Annotated in this window: 16 protein-coding genes; 5 read left to right on the top strand and 11 right to left on the bottom strand. The window is 69.3% G+C overall.

Annotation, left to right across the window (positions count from 1 at the left end):
• Nucleotides 1-453: 453 nt before the first annotated feature.
• From AC0IVP_RS17015 to AC0IVP_RS16970, 10 genes are all read right to left on the bottom strand, one after another.
• The gene (locus AC0IVP_RS17015; protein WP_471758065.1) at nucleotides 454-696 is read right to left on the bottom strand and encodes a hypothetical protein; all 243 of its coding nucleotides are present in this window, start codon (nucleotides 694-696) and stop codon (nucleotides 454-456) included.
• Nucleotides 697-976: 280 nt separating this feature from the next.
• Nucleotides 977-2926 (bottom strand): alpha-L-fucosidase, encoded by a 1950-nt coding sequence (locus AC0IVP_RS17010; RefSeq protein WP_471758063.1) that lies wholly within the window; start codon nucleotides 2924-2926, stop codon nucleotides 977-979.
• A 353-nt stretch (nucleotides 2927-3279) separates the two neighbouring features.
• Nucleotides 3280-4191, bottom strand: a complete 912-nt coding sequence (locus AC0IVP_RS17005) for an aldo/keto reductase (RefSeq protein WP_471758061.1) — start codon at nucleotides 4189-4191, stop codon at nucleotides 3280-3282.
• The gene (locus tag AC0IVP_RS17000; RefSeq protein WP_471758059.1) at nucleotides 4188-5432 is read right to left on the bottom strand and encodes an enolase C-terminal domain-like protein; all 1245 of its coding nucleotides are present in this window, start codon (nucleotides 5430-5432) and stop codon (nucleotides 4188-4190) included. The genes AC0IVP_RS17005 and AC0IVP_RS17000 overlap by 4 nt, the downstream gene beginning before the upstream one ends.
• 152 nt (nucleotides 5433-5584) lie before the next feature.
• Nucleotides 5585-6283 (bottom strand): FadR/GntR family transcriptional regulator, encoded by a 699-nt coding sequence (locus AC0IVP_RS16995; protein ID WP_471758057.1) that lies wholly within the window; start codon nucleotides 6281-6283, stop codon nucleotides 5585-5587.
• Entirely contained in the window at nucleotides 6267-6755 is a 489-nt protein-coding gene (locus AC0IVP_RS16990) for an RbsD/FucU family protein (protein ID WP_471758055.1), read from the bottom strand. Before AC0IVP_RS16990 ends, AC0IVP_RS16995 begins: the two co-directional genes overlap by 17 nt.
• Nucleotides 6749-7624 (bottom strand): amidohydrolase family protein, encoded by an 876-nt coding sequence (locus tag AC0IVP_RS16985; RefSeq protein ID WP_471758053.1) that lies wholly within the window; start codon nucleotides 7622-7624, stop codon nucleotides 6749-6751. The genes AC0IVP_RS16990 and AC0IVP_RS16985 overlap by 7 nt, the downstream gene beginning before the upstream one ends.
• 22 nt (nucleotides 7625-7646) lie before the next feature.
• The gene (locus AC0IVP_RS16980; protein WP_471758051.1) at nucleotides 7647-8690 is read right to left on the bottom strand and encodes an ABC transporter permease; all 1044 of its coding nucleotides are present in this window, start codon (nucleotides 8688-8690) and stop codon (nucleotides 7647-7649) included.
• Nucleotides 8683-10203 (bottom strand): sugar ABC transporter ATP-binding protein, encoded by a 1521-nt coding sequence (locus AC0IVP_RS16975; RefSeq protein WP_471758049.1) that lies wholly within the window; start codon nucleotides 10201-10203, stop codon nucleotides 8683-8685. Before AC0IVP_RS16975 ends, AC0IVP_RS16980 begins: the two co-directional genes overlap by 8 nt.
• Nucleotides 10204-10322: 119 nt before the next feature.
• Nucleotides 10323-11363, bottom strand: coding sequence for a sugar ABC transporter substrate-binding protein (locus tag AC0IVP_RS16970; protein ID WP_471758047.1), 1041 nt, complete (start codon nucleotides 11361-11363; stop codon nucleotides 10323-10325).
• Between the two features lie 248 nt (nucleotides 11364-11611).
• Between AC0IVP_RS16970 and AC0IVP_RS16965 the strand changes: the two genes are divergently transcribed.
• From AC0IVP_RS16965 to AC0IVP_RS16945, 5 genes are all read left to right on the top strand, one after another.
• Nucleotides 11612-12637, top strand: coding sequence for a zinc-dependent alcohol dehydrogenase (locus AC0IVP_RS16965; protein WP_471758045.1), 1026 nt, complete (start codon nucleotides 11612-11614; stop codon nucleotides 12635-12637).
• The gene (locus tag AC0IVP_RS16960; protein WP_471758043.1) at nucleotides 12634-13395 is read left to right on the top strand and encodes an SDR family oxidoreductase; all 762 of its coding nucleotides are present in this window, start codon (nucleotides 12634-12636) and stop codon (nucleotides 13393-13395) included. Before AC0IVP_RS16965 ends, AC0IVP_RS16960 begins: the two co-directional genes overlap by 4 nt.
• A complete protein-coding gene (locus tag AC0IVP_RS16955) occupies nucleotides 13392-13946 on the top strand; it encodes a bifunctional 4-hydroxy-2-oxoglutarate aldolase/2-dehydro-3-deoxy-phosphogluconate aldolase (RefSeq protein WP_471758041.1) in 555 nt (184 codons plus the stop codon). Before AC0IVP_RS16960 ends, AC0IVP_RS16955 begins: the two co-directional genes overlap by 4 nt.
• Nucleotides 13943-14881, top strand: a complete 939-nt coding sequence (locus tag AC0IVP_RS16950) for a sugar kinase (RefSeq protein WP_471758039.1) — start codon at nucleotides 13943-13945, stop codon at nucleotides 14879-14881. Before AC0IVP_RS16955 ends, AC0IVP_RS16950 begins: the two co-directional genes overlap by 4 nt.
• Nucleotides 14882-15158: 277 nt before the next feature.
• Entirely contained in the window at nucleotides 15159-16502 is a 1344-nt protein-coding gene (locus AC0IVP_RS16945) for a DedA family protein (RefSeq protein WP_471758037.1), read from the top strand.
• Nucleotides 16503-16570: 68 nt separating this feature from the next.
• On the opposite strand, the gene AC0IVP_RS16940 is transcribed toward AC0IVP_RS16945, so the two are convergent.
• Nucleotides 16571-16975 (bottom strand): hypothetical protein, encoded by a 405-nt coding sequence (locus AC0IVP_RS16940; RefSeq protein WP_471758035.1) that lies wholly within the window; start codon nucleotides 16973-16975, stop codon nucleotides 16571-16573.
• Nucleotides 16976-16983 lie beyond the last annotated feature (8 nt).

Raw genomic sequence — 16983 nt, 5'->3', positions numbered from 1 at the left:
GACCCCGACTCCGAGGAGAAGTGCAACAGCCCATCGGCCGGATCGAGGACCCAGTGCGACCCGTAGGCCCACCCGAAGGCCTTGCGCACCACGTCCAGCGCAGCCTGCACAGCCTCTCCCGTCGAGGCCGGGGTGGACAGAGCGGCGACGACTGCGGTCACGGCGTCGACGTCGGCACCTGCCTCACCGGCCGTACTGGCGTGTGGGGGCTGGGTGCGGGTGCGGGTGCGTACTGCGAACACGGGGGACTCCTCGGCTGACTCGCCGTTGGTTCGACGAGGTACCACGACTGCGCCGGCAGCTCGAGCCGCCAGAGGCAACATCGGTGAGCGCTCACACAGTTACAGCTGAATCGAGAAAGTATCCGAAGGGGAAATCGGGCTTCAGCAGATCAGCAAGTCGTACCGCGCAGCAAGAGTGGCCCAGCCCGTGCAACACCGGCCGAACCCGGTGTCAAGACGTGGCCGCCTGGCTGGGGCCCGCACTCACGAGCTCGCTCCCGAGGAACCCGATCCGCACGAGACGGCCAGCGGCATCAAAGTCGAGGGACACCTCGCTCCGACCGGTCACCGGGTTGGCCACGATGCGCCGCTGAGTGACCGCAGCACCACCGCTGTTGCTGAGCGTGATCCAGCCTTCGTCGATCTCGGCGTCCCAGGTGAGCTGGACCGGCACGAGGCCGTCAGCGTCGTTCATCGGGCTGTCCTGTCCAGTCTGGTGCTGGGGGCCGAGCTGTCCTGGGAACTGTGGTCCCGAGATCGGGCGCCGCTCGCGATGCGGTTGGTGAGATGGTCGAAGACCGGGGGCAGGGCCACCGCAAGGGGGCTCCGCCATCACCCGCACGGGTCGAGCACTGAACCGACCACTGGGTCTCCGGGCGACAACGCCATGGGGACTGCCGACGTCCTCGTGGGCGACCGTGATGGCAGAGCGGCCGACCTCGGGTCGAAGCGGCCGGCCGCCCTGCATCAGGCGGTCAGACGGAGACCAGCTGCCACTGCTGTTCAGGTGCTCCGGTGTGCTCGATCTGTGCTGCGACGGCTTCGTCGCTCATCGACGCTCCTGCCACCTCCAACACCTTGCCGCTGAAGCGGTTGGTGAGGACCACGTACCCCCCGGCGATCGGCGTGACCGCCCAATGCTGCTGGTAGACGTTGGCCGCGGACCAGATGTTGGCCCTGGCGCCGTCGTCACGAGACGGGCCGCCGATCTCGACGAGCTTGCCGCTGTTCTGGTCCTTGATGGTGAAGTACCCGTCCCCGGTGGGCGCGAGGATGAACCTCTGGCAGGCGGCTCCGGTCCAGGGGTACTGCTGCACGCGGGTGCCGTTGGCGGTACCGAAGTAGTAGACGTCCAAGACCTTGCCGCTGTTGCGGTTGACGAGGCGGTACACCTTGCTGGTGTCCACGGCGTACCCCTGTCGCGACGGCTGTACGCCACCGCCGATCTTGAGGCCGTTGACGTTGGCGTAGCGGCCGGTAGCCGCGGTGACGGTCAGCCGGAGAAAGGCCGCCGTGCGTGGCGCCCACTGGGCGGACTTGGTGGTCGGGCCAGCGTCCCAGTTGCCCGAAGCGGCAGTGGTGAAGGTCGAGCCGTCCGTGCTGGTGGAGATGGTGTACCCGGTGATGTCCCCGTTGGTGTTCGTGGCGTCCCGCCCGAACTGCTTCGGGAGGTACTCGAGCATTGAGACGCCGCCCCAGGTCCCGCCGAGGTCCACGGTGACCGACTGGGGGAGAGCCAGCGCGCCAGTCCCGTTGGTCGAGCTCCACGTCGACCAGCACGTCTCGCGTCCGCTGTCGCTGTACCCGTCGATGGTGTTCCGGGCCGGCTCCCCGCCGCGGGAACCGGTGGCGTAGCTGGCCACCGGGGTGATGGGCCACTGCACGGACAGGGGCTGGGCAGGCAGGGCAGGTCGACCAGTGTTCGGTGCCCACGTGCTGCCCACCTCGGCGAGCCTGTTCACGATGTTGGTGTCCAGCCGGCCGCTGCGGTTGGGCGGGCAGTTGAGGAGGAACGTCGTCCACTTGGGTTCTAGATCGGCGAGGTGATCCAGGATGTCCGCACGGGACATCAGGCTCTCCTGAGGCGTAGCGGGGTGCCAGAACCAGCCGTTGCTGATGGTCTGTCCCTGCAGGCTGGCGTAGGTGTTGCCTGGCGGTGAGGTGACCCCGAGAGGCTCCTCGTAGTAGATGGCATCCCCGAGGAACGGCTGGCTCAGCCCGCCGTGGTCGACCATCACGATGTTCGGCTGCAGCGACTTCACCAGCTCACGGACCTGCTGGAGGGGGAGTGACTGCTGGCCCATCTGCCATGCCCAGCCGTCTGTGATGAACATGTCGATGGTGCCGTAGTCGGTCAGCAGCTCGCGGATCTGCCCGAGCACGTAGGTCATGTCCGTGGGGTCGACGGACTGGCTCTTGTCATTGACGTGGAGCCCTCCGTGACCCTGGACGGGGAAGGTCCGGTCCCAGATGGAGAAGTAGAACCCGACGCGGAGCCCTCGTGCGCGGAAGGCATCCACGTACTGCCGCACGACGTCCCTGCGGTAGCCGCTGTTGGCGACGTTCTGGGTGCCGTGTGCACTGGGCCACAGCGAGAAGCCGTCGTGGTGCTTGGTGGTCAGCACGCCGAACGTCATGTTCGCGGCCTTGGCTGCGTCGGCCCACTGCTCGCAGTCCACCGCCGGCGGTGCGAAGGTTGCTGCGCTCTGGTTGGGAGCCGCCCACTCCTCATCGGTGAACGTGCCCAAGTTGAAGTGGTTGAACATGCCGAACCGCAGTTCGGCCAACGCCGCCAAAGCGCCGCCATCAGCCGCGCGTGCGGTTGCGAGTCCTGGGCCGAAGGGGCTGGATGCTGCCGCAACGGCGAGAGCGCCGCCCCCGGCAGCGAGCATGAACTTGCGACGGTTGAATTCCCACGTGGTCAAGGAGATCTCCTCGTTGAGATGTTGGGACGGTCTGCAGGGACGTGTGGTCCACGTCCTGAGACCATCCGTGGTCGAACGACATCAGTGCACGAGCTCGTCTTGCTCTGTCGGCTCCCGTCTGCTCATCGGCGGGTCTCACCGAATGGTCTTCAGCACAGTTGCTTGCTGGGGGCGGCTCCAGCTCCCGCCGGGCGGCGTGGTCAGGCGGCCACCCCCGGGTGCCCGCGGATCCGGTCGGCCCGGCTCAGCGGTCCGGCCCCCGCGAGGCGGAGGGACCGGCCTGTCCTCACCGCGCTGGGGCGGAGGTGGTGGATCTCGTGATCAATCCACCTCCGGCCCGGTGAGGGAGGTGGTCACAGGTGGTCGGCCCATCCGAGGGGCAGCTGCGCCGAGAACGACGCGACGTTGTCCCTCACGTGCGTGGCGGTGCGGCAGCCGACCGCGACCGCGCCCACCTGCGGGTGCCTGAAGGGGTACTGGATGGCAGCGGCCAGAAGTGGCGCGCTCAGCCGCGTGCAGGTGGCCCGGACGTGCTCTGCCTGTGCCAGCTGCTGCGCCGTGGCCGGTGCGTAGTCGAAATGAGCACCGGGCCGCGGGTCGGCCAGCAGCCCGCTGTTGAACACCCCAGCGGCCACGACGCTCACGCTGCGCTCGGCGCACAGCGGCAGCAGCTGCAGCTCAGCCGAGCGGTCCAGGAGCGTGACACGGCCGGCGACCATGATCTGGTCGACGGCCGTCTCGGCGACGAGTCGGACGAGCGGTTCGCTGTGGTTCATGCCGGCCCCGACGTGCTGGACCACCCCGCGCTCGCGGAGCTCCACCAGCGCAGGCACCGCCTCGGCCACCACCTGGTCGATGTGGTCGTCGGGGTCGTGCACGTAGACGGTGTCCACCCGGCCCAGGCCCAGTCGGGCCAAGCTCTCCTCCAGCGAGCGCAGCACCCCGTCGCCGGAGTAGTCGAGCACCCGTCGTCTTCGGTCGCCGCCGAAGAAGCCCTCGGCCCCATCGGTGTTCTCGTCGGTGTCCACCAACAGCCGCCCGACCTTGGTCGACAACGTGAAGCTCTCTCGGGGGAACTGCCGCAGGAAGGCCCCGACGCGGCGCTCGGAGAGCCCGGCCCCATAGTGCGGGGCTGTGTCGAAGTGGCGGACACCGAGCTCCCAGGCGGTCTCCAGCGTCTTCTGCGCGGTGCCGTCGTCCACGACGCGAGTGAGTCCACCGAGTTGCGCGGTACCCAGCACGAAGGCGTCCAAGGTGGTCGTCACGCCGAGGCCACCGTCACCGACTCCTGCCACACCGGGCCGGCTGGGTAGACGTAGGCCGCCAGGGTCTCCGGGTACATCTCCGTGCTCGCACCGGGCATGGTCGGGGTGGTGTATCGCCCGTTGCGGACCACGGCGGGGTCGAGGAAGTGCTCGTGGAGGTGGTCGACGAACTCGATGACCCGGTCCTCGGTCGTTGCGCTGACGGCGACGAAGTCGAACATCGACAGGTGGCGCACGATCTCGCAGAGCCCGACCCCGCCGGCGTGCGGGCAGACCGGCAGGCCGAACTTCGCCGCCAGCAGGATGATCGCGAGGTTCTCGTTCACTCCTCCGACTCGGCACGCGTCGATCTGCACGACGTCGATGGCCCTGGCCTGCATCAGCTGCTTGAAGACGACCCGGTTCTGGCAGTGCTCGCCGGTGGCCACCTTCACCCGGCCGATGGCTGCGCGGACGGCCGCGTGCCCCAGCACGTCGTCGGGATTCGTGGGCTCCTCGATCCAGTAGGGGTCGCCCTCGGCCAGTGCCGCCATCCACTCGATCGCGACGCCGACGTCCCAGCGCTGGTTGGCGTCCACCGCGATGCGGACGTCGGCGCCCACGGCCGCACGGGCGAGCCCGAGGCGTCGGACGTCGTCCTCCAGTGAGGCGCCCACCTTCAGCTTGATCAGCCCGAACCCGTCGGCGACGGCCTCCTTGCTCAACCGCACGAGCTTCTCGTCGCTGTAGCCCAACCAGCCGGGGGTGGTGGTGTAGGCGGGGTAGCCCTCGGCGAGCAGCTGCTCGGTGCGCGCGGCGCGGCCGGGCTCGGACCTGCGGAGGATCTCCAGCGCCTCGTCGCGGGTGAGCGCGTCGCTGAGGTAGGTGAAGTCGATGACGTCGCAGATCTGCTCTGGGGTGAGCTCGGACAACAGCCGCCACAAGGGTTTGCCCTCCCGCTTTGCCCGCAGGTCCCAGAGGGCGTTGAGGAGCGCGCCGCACGCCATGTGGATGACCCCCTTCTCCGGGCCGAGCCAGCGCAACTGGGAGTCGGTGGTCAACTCGCGGCCGAACGCGCCGAGGTCGGCTAGCACCGCATCGACGTCGCGGCCCACGATCCAGGGCCGCAAGGCCTGGATCGCGATGGTCTGGATGTCGTTGCCCCGCCCCGTGGTGAAGGCGAAGCCGTGGCCTTCCAACCCGTCTTCGGCGTCGGTGTCCAGGACCAGGTAGGCCGCCGAGTAGTCCGGCTCGGGGTTCATCGCGTCGGAACCGTCAAGGTCGCGAGAGGTGGGGAATCGGACGTCGGTGGTGGTGAGTGAGGTGAAAACGGGCATGGTGGGACGCCTTTCATCGGCGGACGTCGGAGGACGGTCCGCTCTGGGTCTGGGGAGGCAGCGCGTGTGGGTGGACGTCAGGTAGCGGGTGGGCCCTGCCCGCGGGACGTGGTGTCAGCCAGCCACAACTCGACCCCGGCGACGTGCAGCAGCATCGCGGCCCGAGCCAGTGCCGGGTCGCCGGTGCGCAGTGCGTCGACGATCGCCTGGTGCTCGTGACGGGTCTGGCCGAAAGCGTCCGTCTGGGTCTTGCCGCGCCAGATCCGTGCCCGGTTGGTCGGGGCGGCGAGCCCGTCCAAGAGGGAGGCCAGCACTGCGTTGCCCGACGCCAGTCCGATGACCCGGTGGAACTGCACGTCCAGGGCCAACTGCTCCTCGACCGGGGTGTCAGGGTGTGCATCGTCGACGAGCCGCTGCAGGGCGTCCAGCTCGGCGGGGGCCATGCGACTGCACGCCAGGGCCGTGGCCTCTGGCTCCAACATGCGACGCACCCGGAGGAACTCCAGGACACTGTCGTCCTGGTGGAACTCCACGACGAAGTTCATCGACTCGAACAGCTGGCCGGGGTTGAGGCTGGTGACGTAGGTGCCGTCGCCCTGTCGGACGTCGAGAACGTTGATCAAGGACAGTGCCCGCACGGCTTCGCGCAAGGAGTTGCGTGAGACTCCGAGTGTCTCGGCCAGATCGGCCTCTCGGGGCAGCTTGCCGCCCGGCTTCACGGCGCCGGTGACGATCATGTCCTTGATGCGCAGGATGGCGTCATCGGTCAGTGACATCGGTCCCGTCCCTTCTTTCATCGAGCGCAGGTGCCAACGCACCCAGGCGCAGGAGCACGTTGGCGTACCAGGACGTCTCGCCTGTCACGATGGCCAGTGCCAGATCGCGGTGGCCAGCGGCCTCGTAGAAGGCGAACCGTTCCAGCTGCGCCAGCTCGGTGGTGCAGCCCGCTGCGCTCAGGGCGGCGCGGTACCGGTCCCACACCGGTGGTCCGCCGTGCAAGGCGTAGGGGCCGGTGGTGTTCGGCGCCATCACCACTGCTTCCTCGACGACCACGGCCGACAGCACGGCTTGAACCGCACTGGGGCCGTCGATGAGGCCTGGTACGAGGTTGAGGTGCACCCGCGGCACCCCTGCCGGCACCGTGGTGCGCGTCGGGAAGTTGGCGTCGGCTATGAGCACCAGTGACCCGTGCCCCGCCCCGGCTAGGGCAGCCAAGACGTCGGGGTGTTGCAGTCGGGTGGTCAGCACGCAGCACCGGCCAAGGGCAGCCCGTAGACGCGGCGAGCTGTTCCGGCGAACACCAGCGCCTGCATGGCTACCGGGCGGCGGGACACCACCGACCAGACCAGGTCGACCCAGTCCGGGTACGGCACAGCTGTGCGCGACACCGGCCAATCGCTGCCGAAGAGGCAGCGATCGGGCCCGAACACGCTGAGCGCGTGCTCGAGGTAGGGGGCGAGGATTCCCGGGGTCCTGGCGGAGCGGTCGGCCTGGGTGGCCAGTCCGGACAGCTTGCAGGCGGTGTTGGGCAACTCGGCCAACCGGGCCAGCCCGTCGCGCCATCCCTCAAGGCCCCCGGGGCAGACCGCGGGCTTGCCCAGGTGGTCCAGCACGAACAGCGTCCCCGGACAGCCAGCCACCAGGGCGGTGGCCTCGGCGAGTTGGTGCTCACGGATGCAGAGGTCGACCGTCAGCCCGGCTGCCCCGGCGTGCCGGGCGCCACTCACGTGCTCGGAGCTGCTGATGAAGCCCGGCGCCTCGTCCTGGAGGAGACGCCGGACGCCGACCACGAGTGGGCTGGCGGCGTACTCGGCCAGCAGCGGGGCGACGCTCTGGCCCTGCTCCAACGGAGCATGGGCGACCATCCCGAGCACCGGGGGTGCCCCGGGGGCGACGGTGTCTTGGGCGGCCACCCACGACACCTCCTCCCGGCAGAGCCCGTCCTGCACGTCGGCCTCGACGACGACGATGCCGGTCGTGCGGAGCCTGGCGCCCGTGGCGTCAGCCTGGAGGTCGGCCGGCCCGAAGGGCCGGTTCAACTCACCAGCGTCAGCCAACCAGGGGTGGTCGGGTACCGCGGGATCCCACAGATGGACGTGGGAATCGATCACGTCCACCGGCTCAGCTCGACTCGGCATGTCAGTCCTGGGCCTTGCCCGATGCGATCCGGCTGACCATGAGTGCACCCAGGATGATCGCTCCGTTGAGGAAGTTGATCCAGGTCGCCTCGACGCCTGCGAGGGTGAGCACGTTCTGCACCAGGTACAGCAGCAGGATCCCGGTGAGTGCACCGAAGACACTGCCCTTCCCCCCGTCCAGACTGACGCCACCGATCACGGCGGCGGCGAAGACGGTGAAGATCCACCCATCACCCGAGGCTGCGGCCACCGAACCCAAGCGGCCGGCGAGCAGGATTCCAGCCAGGGCAGCCAGCACACTGGCCACCACCAGGACCGTCCACATGACGCGGTCGGTGCGGATGCCGCCGGCCCGTGCGGCATTCGTGTTGCCCCCGATGGCGTAGAGCGATCGGCCCCAGCGGTGGTAGCGCAGTACTGCGATGCCGACCGCGAAGAGGCCGAAGCACAGCAGGACCGACAGGGGCACCCCGAAGACCTGCTCACCTCCGAGGAAGAGCATGGACTCCGGCAACTGGAAGAACGTCTGCCCGCCGGAGATGCCGTTGAGCAGGCCGCGCAGCGTGATGAGCATGCCCAGCGTGACGATGAAGCCGTTGAGCCGGAACTTCACGATCAGCAAGCCGTTGAGCAAGCCGATCAACAGCCCCGTGGCCAGCGTGATGGGGAGTCCCAGCCAGCCGGGGAGCTCCAGGCCCAGACCGTGTGTGAGGCCGGTCGGCAGGATCAGCCACGCGGCGAGCCCAGGGGCGAGACCGACGGTCGACTCCAGGGACAGGTCCATCTTGCCGGCGATGAGCACCATGGTCTGCCCGAGCACGACCAGGGAGATGGCCGACATGGCCTCCAGGACGTTGATCAGGTTGCGGCTGGTCAGGAAGACCGGGTCGACGAAGGCCCCGACGACGAGGACCAGCACGATCGCCGGGATCAGCGCCACGTCCCGCAACCGGGCGAGCTTCAACGACCGGACCGGGCGTTGGGGAGCCGGCTTGGCAGTCTCGGCCTTCGCGGGCGACAGCGAGGTGGTGGCGGACTCAGGCATGGATCTCGACTCCTTCGACAGCGGCGACGACCGCGTGGTCGCTCCATCCGCGGGTGAACTCAGCTGCTACGACCCCGTGCCTCATCACGAGGACGCGGTCGCAAGGACGGAGGTCGTCGAGTTCGTCCGAGACGATCAGCACGCCGGTGCCATCGCTGCGGACCTCTTCCACGACCTCGAGGAGGGCTTGCTTGCTGCGCACGTCCACGCCTCGGGTGGGGTGCATCAGGACCAGCACTGACGGGTCGTCGGCCAATGCCCGGCCCATCACGACCTTCTGCTGGTTCCCCCCGGACAGGCTGCCGACCTCCTGTTCCGGGCCCGAGGCCACAACCGACAAGCCGGCCATCAACTCCCGGGCCCGCGAGTCAGCCCGCCGGGGACTGACGAAGCCGAACCGCCCCAACCGGTGTGAGATGCCCAGCGTCATGTTCTCGCCGACGCCGAGCAGGGGGACGTAGCCCTGGGAGTGCCTGTCGCTGGGCACGAAGCCGATGCCCGCGGCCATGGCAGCGGGCACGCTGCCGGTACGGACCGCACGCCCGGACACCTGGACCGTCCCGGTGTCCGGAGCTCGGAGGCCGACGATGCTGTCGGTCAACGGCAGTCGACCGCTGCTGGCGCTGCCGGTGATCCCGACGACCTCGGCTGGCGCCACGTCGAAGGACACATCCTCGTAGTCCGGCAGGGCGGTGAGGCCCCGGACGGAAAGTGCCGGTGTCCTGGCGCGATCGGGTTCGGCGGAAGGGATGATGGTCGCGCCGAGGGCGACGTCCCCGGTCATCGCCGCGACCAGGTCGTCCTGCGACATGTCGCGCACTGGTGCAGTCGTGATGTGCCGGGCATCGCGGTAGACGGTGACCGTCTCGCAGAGTTCGAAGACCTCTTCCAGGTGATGGCTGATGAACAGCATCCCGATGCCCTGGGCTGCGAGGCCGCGCAGCCGGACGAAGAGCCGCTCGATGCCCTTGCCGTCGAGCTGGGCCGTGGGCTCGTCGAGGATGATGAAACGCGCTCCGTGGGACAGAGCCCGCGCGATCTCCAGCATCTGCCGGGACTCCACGCCGAGATCCCCGGCGATGGCGTCCGGCGCGACGTCGATCGACCAGTCGTCGAGCAGGGCCTGTGCGCGTTGCCGTACCTCTCGCCAGCGGATGACGCCGTTGACCGAGGGCTGCCGGTTCAGCAGGAGGTTCTCGGCCACGGACAGGGTCGGGATGATCGCGGAGTGCTGGTAGACGCAGGCGACCCGGGACTGCCACGCCCCGCGGTCGGCCACCGGTGGGGCCGGCTGTCCGCCGAAGCGGACAGACCCGGTGTCCGGGGTCTGGAGGCCCGTGAGGACGGACACCAGCGTCGACTTCCCTGCGCCGTTGCGGCCGACGAGTGCATGGGCCTCACCGACGCGAACGGTGATCCCGACGTCGTCCAGAGCCGTGGTCGGTCCATATCGCTTGGTCACACCGCTGGCCTGGACCGCGATGTCGGCGTCCGGGTGTGCGGTGTCGTTCACGGAGGTCACCGTCGTCCTCGTCTCGTTCGGGTGCTGTCTGGGTGCGGGTGCGGGTGCGGGTGCGGGTGCCGGTGCGTGGCGCTGCGGCGTACAGCCGCCACGCACCGGCGGGGAGAAGGTCAGAGGTTGTTGCCCCACAGGCCTTCGTCGTCCACGTTCTCCGACGTCACCAGGACCGAGGGCAGCTGGTCCTCCAGGATTCCGTCCCTGACCTCGACGATCGTGCTGTCGTGGTCGGTCTCGGCGGGTTCGAACGTCTCGCCTGCGATCGCGTCAGCGGCGTACTGCAGCCCGTAGCGGGCGTAGAGGTCCGCGGGCTGGGACACGGTCGCATCCAACGTGCCGGAGCGGATGTCGGCGAACTCCTGGGGGATGCCGTCGTTGGAGACGATGAAGACGTGGTTCGGGTCGCTGGCCGGCACGGCGAGACCGGCCCGGTCCAGGACCTGCTGTGTGCCGGCCAGGGCGAAGCTGGATGCCATGTAGACGCCGCGGATGTCGCTGTTGGCTGCAAGAGCTGTCTGCAGCTGCGAGGCGGCCTTGTCCCCGTCCCACTCGGAGGGCTGGGGAAGGACCTTGATGTCCGGGTATTCCTCGGCCATGCAGTTCTCGAAGCCCTCGGCGCGGTCTCGGCCGTTGACCGAGTCCTGACCCCCCTGCAGCTCGACGACCGAGCCCTGGCCGCCGAGCTGCTCGCCGAGGTACTCGCAAGCCTGCTCTCCCAGGGCGACGTTGTCGGCCCGGACCACCATGTAGACCTCGCCGGCGTCCGGGCGGGTGTCCAAGGTGATGACCGGGATGTCCTCCTGGGCCAACCTGTCCAGGGTCGGGGCGATGGCCGCCGTGTCCTGCGGGGCCATGATGATCGCTTGGGCGCCCTGGGCGACGCAGGTGTCCACGTTCTCCACCAGACGCTGGACGTCGTTGTCGGAGTTGGTGGTCTGGATGTTGAGGCCCATCTCCTCGGCGTAGGTGGGCACGTAGTTGATGAACGCGTTCCAGAAGTCGGTGTCTGACCGAGGGAAGTCGACGCAGATGAGGGGCTTGTCGGCCCCGGAGGCGTTGTCCTCGGTCGAGTCACCCCCGCAACCGGTGAGTGCGGCCACCGACGTGACTGCGGTGGTGAGGAGGACGGCGCGACTCCAGTGGCGCTTGTGCATGGTGGACCTCTGCTTCGTGGGATGTGTCCGGGACAGGCACCGCGCGTCCCTCCTGCGACAGCACCTGGCCATGCCGGAGCGTGTGACCACAGCCACACGCTCCAGCGGCACGGGGAACCGTAGAGGCATATACGTAGGATGTCTAGCTGCCGCTTGGCACCTACTTTCTGGAATCAGTTGCCGGCTGTAGCGCTCACAGATCCCATGTATGTTGCGACCCAGAACACACCTGGAGCGAAGGAGGAGCCATGAAGTCCGCCCACTACAGAGGCGATGGGCGCATCGAGGTCGCGGAGAGCTGCCCCGTCCCGCCTGCTGCGGGACAGGTCCAGCTCGACGTCGCCTACGTCGGGATCTGCGGAACCGACCTGCACGTGCTGCACGGCGCCATGGACGCCCGCGTCGGTGCCGACGCAGTGATCGGCCACGAGGCATCCGCGGTCATCGCCGAGGTGGGGCTCGGCGTCGACGACTGGAAGGTGGGAGACCGTGTCACCGTCATGCCGTTGATCTGGGACGGCGACTGCCCCGCCTGCCTCCAGGGGCACCAGCACATCTGCCAGCACTTGGACTTCGTCGGGCTGGACTCCCCCGGCGCGCTGCAGGAGCAGTGGACGGTCCCAGCCGCCGTCCTGGTGGCGCTCCCGCCGGGGCTGCCGTTGAGCCACGGGGCGCTCGTGGAACCGGTGGCAGTGGCGGTGCACGATGTCCGTCGCGGTGACGTGCGCGCCGGTGACAAGGTGCTGGTGCTCGGTGGTGGCCCCATCGGCGCGCTGATCGCCCTCGTCGCCGGGCACGAAGGTGCCGACGTCTTGGTCAGCGAGCCCGATGCCGGGCGGCGCGGCACCCTCGCCGGGCTCGGCTTGGTCACCATCGACCCGATCAGCGAGGACGTCGAGGCGCGAGTCCGCGAATGGACTCGCCTCTCCGGTGCCGATGTCGTCTTCGAGGTGTCTGGAGCTGCCCGCGCCGTGGCAACCGCGACCGCGAACGCCAAGGTGCGGGGCACAGTCGTCATCGTCGCCATCCACCCGACGCCGGCTCCGGTGGACCTCAAGCAGGTGTTCTGGCGCGAGCTGCGCATCCTGGGTGCTCGCGTGTACCAGCGGACGGACTTCGAGCGCGCTGTGGAGCTGCTGGCCGCAGGAGTCGTGCCGGCCGAGGACATCATCAGCGGGATCGAACCGCTCGAGCGCACCGCTGAGGCATTCGGCCGTCTTGCCGGCGGCGCCGCCATGAAGATGCTCGTCCAGTGTGGACCGGTCCAGGCATGAGCGGACCTTTTGACCTCACAGGGCAGCTGGCTGTCGTCACAGGCGCTCGCCGAGGCATCGGTCGGGCCATGGCAGTGGCGCTGGCTTCGGCCGGAGCCGACGTCATCGGAGTGAGCGCCAACCTGGAGGACGGCAGCGACGTCGCCGCCGAGGTCGAGTCCCTCGGGCGCAGCTTCACGGCCCGCCGGTGCGACTTCGCCGACCGTTCGGCCGTCGTTTCGCTGGGCGAGGAACTGTCGGGTGGGCCGCGCGCCATCGACATCCTGGTGAACAACGCCGGGACCATCCGTCGCGCCCCGGCGGCCGAGCACTCCCTGACCGACTGGGACCACGTCCTGGAGGTGAACCTCTCGGCGCAGTTCGTTCTCACCCAACTCGTTGCTGGACCGATGCTCGACCGAGGTCACGGCAAGGTCATCTTCACGGCCTCCCTGCTCACCTTCCAAGGGGGTGTCACCGTGCCCGGTTACACCGCGGCCAAGTCCGCCGTCGGCGGCCTGACGCGCGCCCTCGCCAACGAGTGGTCGCTCCGCGGGGTCAACGTCAACGCCATCGCGCCGGGCTACATCGCGACGGACAACACCCAGGCGCTCCAGGACGACCCGACCCGGTCCCGCACCATCCTCGAGCGCATCCCCGCCGGACGCTGGGGCCGGCCCGACGACCTTGGCGGCGCCACGGTCTTCCTGGCCAGCTCTGCTGCTGACTATGTGCACGGCGTCGTCCTGCCCGTCGACGGTGGGTGGCTGGGCCGATGACGGGGTTCCTGCAGCGGCTGGCCACGGACCGCCGTCTGCCGTTGGTGACGGTCGCTGAACCGGGCGAGGCTCCCGCCTGGGTGGACAGGGCCCGGTCGGCTGGTCTCGGGACCCTGGAGATCGCCCTCCGGACCCCGGCCGGGCTCGAGGCCATCGCTGCTGCGGTGGGTGACCACCGGGTGCTCGTCGGCGCAGGCACGGTGCTGACCACAGCCCAGGTCGATGCTGCGGTGGACGCAGGAGCGGGATTCATCGTCACCCCTGGCTGGCGGCTCGATGTCGTGGAGCGCTGCCAGGAGCTCGGAGTCCCCGTCCTCCCGGGGGTGGCGACCCCGGGTGAGGCCATGGCCGCGCTGCAGGTCGGGCTGACCGCAGTCAAGTTCTTCCCCGCGGCGTCATTGGGCGGCGTGGATACCGCTGCCGCGTGGGCGGGGCCGTTCCCCCATCTGCGGCTGGTGCCCAGCGGAGGTGTCCGTGAGGATCAGGCCGCGGCCTATCTCGCGCTCCCGTCCGTGCTCGCGGTGAGCGGAAGCTGGGTCCTGGAGCGGTGACCGGATTGCTGACCCTGGGGGAGACCTTGGCCCTGGGAGTCGCCGACCGGGGCACCGCGCTGGCTCATGCGACCGGTCTGCGTCTGGCGATCGGGGGAGCTGAGAGCAACGTCGCCGTCGGGGTCGTTCGCCTCGGGGGCAGCGCCACCTGGGTGGGGTGTGTCGGTGATGATCCCGCCGGACGCCGGGTCGAGCGCGAGTTGCGAGCCGAGGGGGTCGAAGTCCGAGCTCGTAGGCTCGCGACCCTGCCGACGGCCTTCATGCTGAAGGAGCGACGAACCCCGGCCTCTGCCCGCATCACCTACTACCGCGCAGGGATGGCAGGCAGCGCGCTGAGTCCAGTCGACCTGGCACCGGAGCTGATCGCCGCCGCCGATGTCCTGCACGTCACGGGCATCACACCCGGGCTCTCGTCCACCGCGCACGATGCGGTGTTAGTGGCCGTGGACCTGGCCCGTGCCAACGGCACCCTCGTGTCTTTTGACGTCAACCACCGGGTCGGGGTGTGGGGGGACCGTGACGCGGGGCGGGTCTACCGGGACATCGCCGCGCGGGCGGACGTGGTGTTCGCCGGGGAGGATGAGGCCCGGTTGCTGGTCACTGGCGATGATCCTGACGCGCTGCTCGGTGCCCTGCGGGACCTCGGCGGGGATACCGTGCTCAAGCTGGGGGACCGTGGGTGCGTGGCGGTCATCGACGGACAACGCCACGACGTCCCGGCAGTGCAAGTCGAGGCAGTCGACACCGTGGGCGCTGGGGACGCCTTCGTCGCCGGCTACCTCGCCGACTGGATGGACGGTGCCGATCCGGGGACCAGGTTGGAGACCGCAGTCCGGTGCGGCGCCTTCGCCTGCCTCTCGGAGGGCGATTGGGAGGGATCCCCGTCAAGGGTCGAGCTGGGCCTGCTGGACACCGCCGATCCCGTGGCACGCTGACCGCAGCGTCCGCGCACCACGTAGATGATCGGCCCACCGTCCGGTCACGGCCCGGCGGATCGATCGGCCAGGACGAGCGAACTCACTGGCCAGCCCGGATGAGAATGGGCCATGCACTGCACTTGAGGTCGCGGTCGTCCACCCGAACACGGCCGCAGTACCAGGTCACCGTGGATCGCCCGGCAGGCATTCCCCGCAACCCGACCAGTCCCCGCGTGGTGTCCGACCCGACAGCGATCAGCCCGCTCGGCAGCTGTTCCAACCGAGGAGAAGTCTCGTGATCGACTGGCTGAGTGGACTCCCACCCTGGCTGGTGGTCCTCGTCATCGGTGGGTCGATCCTGGTCGAGTCCGGGTTCGTCCTCGGCGTGGTCCTGCCCGGCACCACTGCGGTGATCGCCATGGGGGTGATGGTCGGGCTGGGCGTGGTCCCGGCGTCGGCCGGCCATGCGGTCGCAGTCATCGCCGCAGCCGCCGGCCCCTCGATCGGCTGGCGGACCGGTCGAGCAGGAGGGCCGGCGCTGAGGACTTCGCGTCTGGGTCAGAGGATCCCGCAGCTGACCTGGGACTCAGCCCAACGAATCCTCGAATCACGGGGGCGCAGCGCGGTCGCTGTGGCACAGTTCGTCGTAGGTGCCCGGACCCTGGTCCCTTTGTTGGTCGGGATGTCGGGAGCGTCATACGCCCGGTTTGCCTGGGTGAGCATCCCCGTCGCCCTCGTCTGGGCGGGGCTGCTCACCGGGGCGGGCCAGTTGGCCGGCGCCAGCTACCAGGCCCTGACGCGGTCGCTGGGCAACGGGACCGTCGCCGTGGGTGTCGTGGCGGTCGTCGTCGTCCTGCTGGGAGCCGCCGGCCGCTTCATGGCCGCACGACCACATTGGGGGCTGGTCCCCGCACGACCAGGACGCCGCACCCGCGTCCACGCCGCCGTCCTCCGAGCCGTGTCTCGGGTGGTCGGTGAGCGTCGCGCAGCTCGAGTGGCCGGCGTCGTGTGGTGGTCGGCGGCGGTGGCGGCGGGGCTGGTCACCTGCGCGGCGCTCGTCTGGGCCGTGCAGCGCAGTGACCTGGCGGCTGTCGATGAAGCAGCGACCACCTGGCTGAGTGAACACCGCCTGGCTGGCCTCATCGGGAGTGCCGAGATCGTGGACCTCGTACTGGCACCCTCGAACGTCCTGGTCGTGACCTACCTCATCACTGCCGTGTTCCTGGTTCGCCACCGCAGCGACGCCGACCGGACTCGGCGCTCGCGGGCGGTCACGATCTCGCTCGGGCTGGCGGCGTTGGCCGTGTCCAGTGACTGGGTGGCCTCCTCCATCCGTGATCGGTCTACCGGTGGCGCCTCGGCAGGGCGCTTCTTCGACCTCCAGGTCGCCGTGGTGCCGTGCGCCCTCGCGGTGGCGGTCGTGCTGCTGGCTCCGTGGTTCGGCCGAGGCATGCGTGTGCTGGCGTGGGCGGGAACTCTGCTGCTGTCAGGGCTGCTGGTTGTCTCCTTGTTGCTGCTGGAGCGGATGACCCTGAGCGAGTTGGTGGTGTCCCTGGTCATCGGCGGGGCATGGGCAGTGCTCCTGATCAACGCCGTCCGCCTGCCGACGCCAACGGGCACCCCGCCTCCCACCCAGTGACGGCCTGAGTTCCGCCCAGCCGCGGTGTCAGTGGCGACCATGCGTCGTGGTCCAGGATCGGCCGCGTCTCAGACGCAGCGGTCCATCGACCGGGCGACGGTGGCGGTCTGGCGGTCGCCCTTGGCCTGGTTGAGCAGCGCCGTCGACAGAGCCACGGATGCTGCGGTCACTGCTTGCTGGGCGCTGATCAACACCTGAGGTCCCTGTTGAGCTCGCTCCGCGGCATCGAGGGCCTGCTGGGCCTGCTCCAACTGCTTGCGCAGCGCCGCGATCAACTGTGAGACCGCGCTGGTCGTCCCCGATACGCCAGGCCCCCGCGAACCGCTGCGACTGCCACTCGATGCCGCCTCATCGGGCGGCGCCGCAGCGCTGTGAATCAGCGTCCCCGCTGGGTCCGCCACGTCGCCGCGGGGTGCGATGTTCCATCGGTCGGGGGACGCTGCACTCGCCTTCATGTTCATGGCAGCTGTCATCTCGTCCT

The organism is Klenkia sp. AC732, from assembly GCF_979256525.1.
This window is presented reverse-complemented; position numbering and strand designations above follow the sequence as displayed.

Excerpts from the sequence above, each read along its gene's own strand:
- AC0IVP_RS17015 (WP_471758065.1), bottom strand. The coding sequence starts at position 696 with ATGAACGACGCTGACGGCCTCGTGCCGGTCCAGCTCACCTGGGACGCC.
- AC0IVP_RS17000 (WP_471758059.1), bottom strand. The coding sequence starts at position 5,432 with ATGAACCCCGAGCCGGACTACTCGGCGGCCTACCTGGTCCTGGACACC.
- AC0IVP_RS16995 (WP_471758057.1), bottom strand. The coding sequence starts at position 6,283 with ATGTCACTGACCGATGACGCCATCCTGCGCATCAAGGACATGATCGTC.
- AC0IVP_RS16980 (WP_471758051.1), bottom strand. The coding sequence starts at position 8,690 with ATGCCTGAGTCCGCCACCACCTCGCTGTCGCCCGCGAAGGCCGAGACT.
- AC0IVP_RS16970 (WP_471758047.1), bottom strand. The coding sequence starts at position 11,363 with ATGCACAAGCGCCACTGGAGTCGCGCCGTCCTCCTCACCACCGCAGTC.
- AC0IVP_RS16965 (WP_471758045.1), top strand. The coding sequence starts at position 11,612 with ATGAAGTCCGCCCACTACAGAGGCGATGGGCGCATCGAGGTCGCGGAG.
- AC0IVP_RS16960 (WP_471758043.1), top strand. The coding sequence starts at position 12,634 with ATGAGCGGACCTTTTGACCTCACAGGGCAGCTGGCTGTCGTCACAGGC.
- AC0IVP_RS16955 (WP_471758041.1), top strand. The coding sequence starts at position 13,392 with ATGACGGGGTTCCTGCAGCGGCTGGCCACGGACCGCCGTCTGCCGTTG.
- AC0IVP_RS16940 (WP_471758035.1), bottom strand. The coding sequence starts at position 16,975 with ATGACAGCTGCCATGAACATGAAGGCGAGTGCAGCGTCCCCCGACCGA.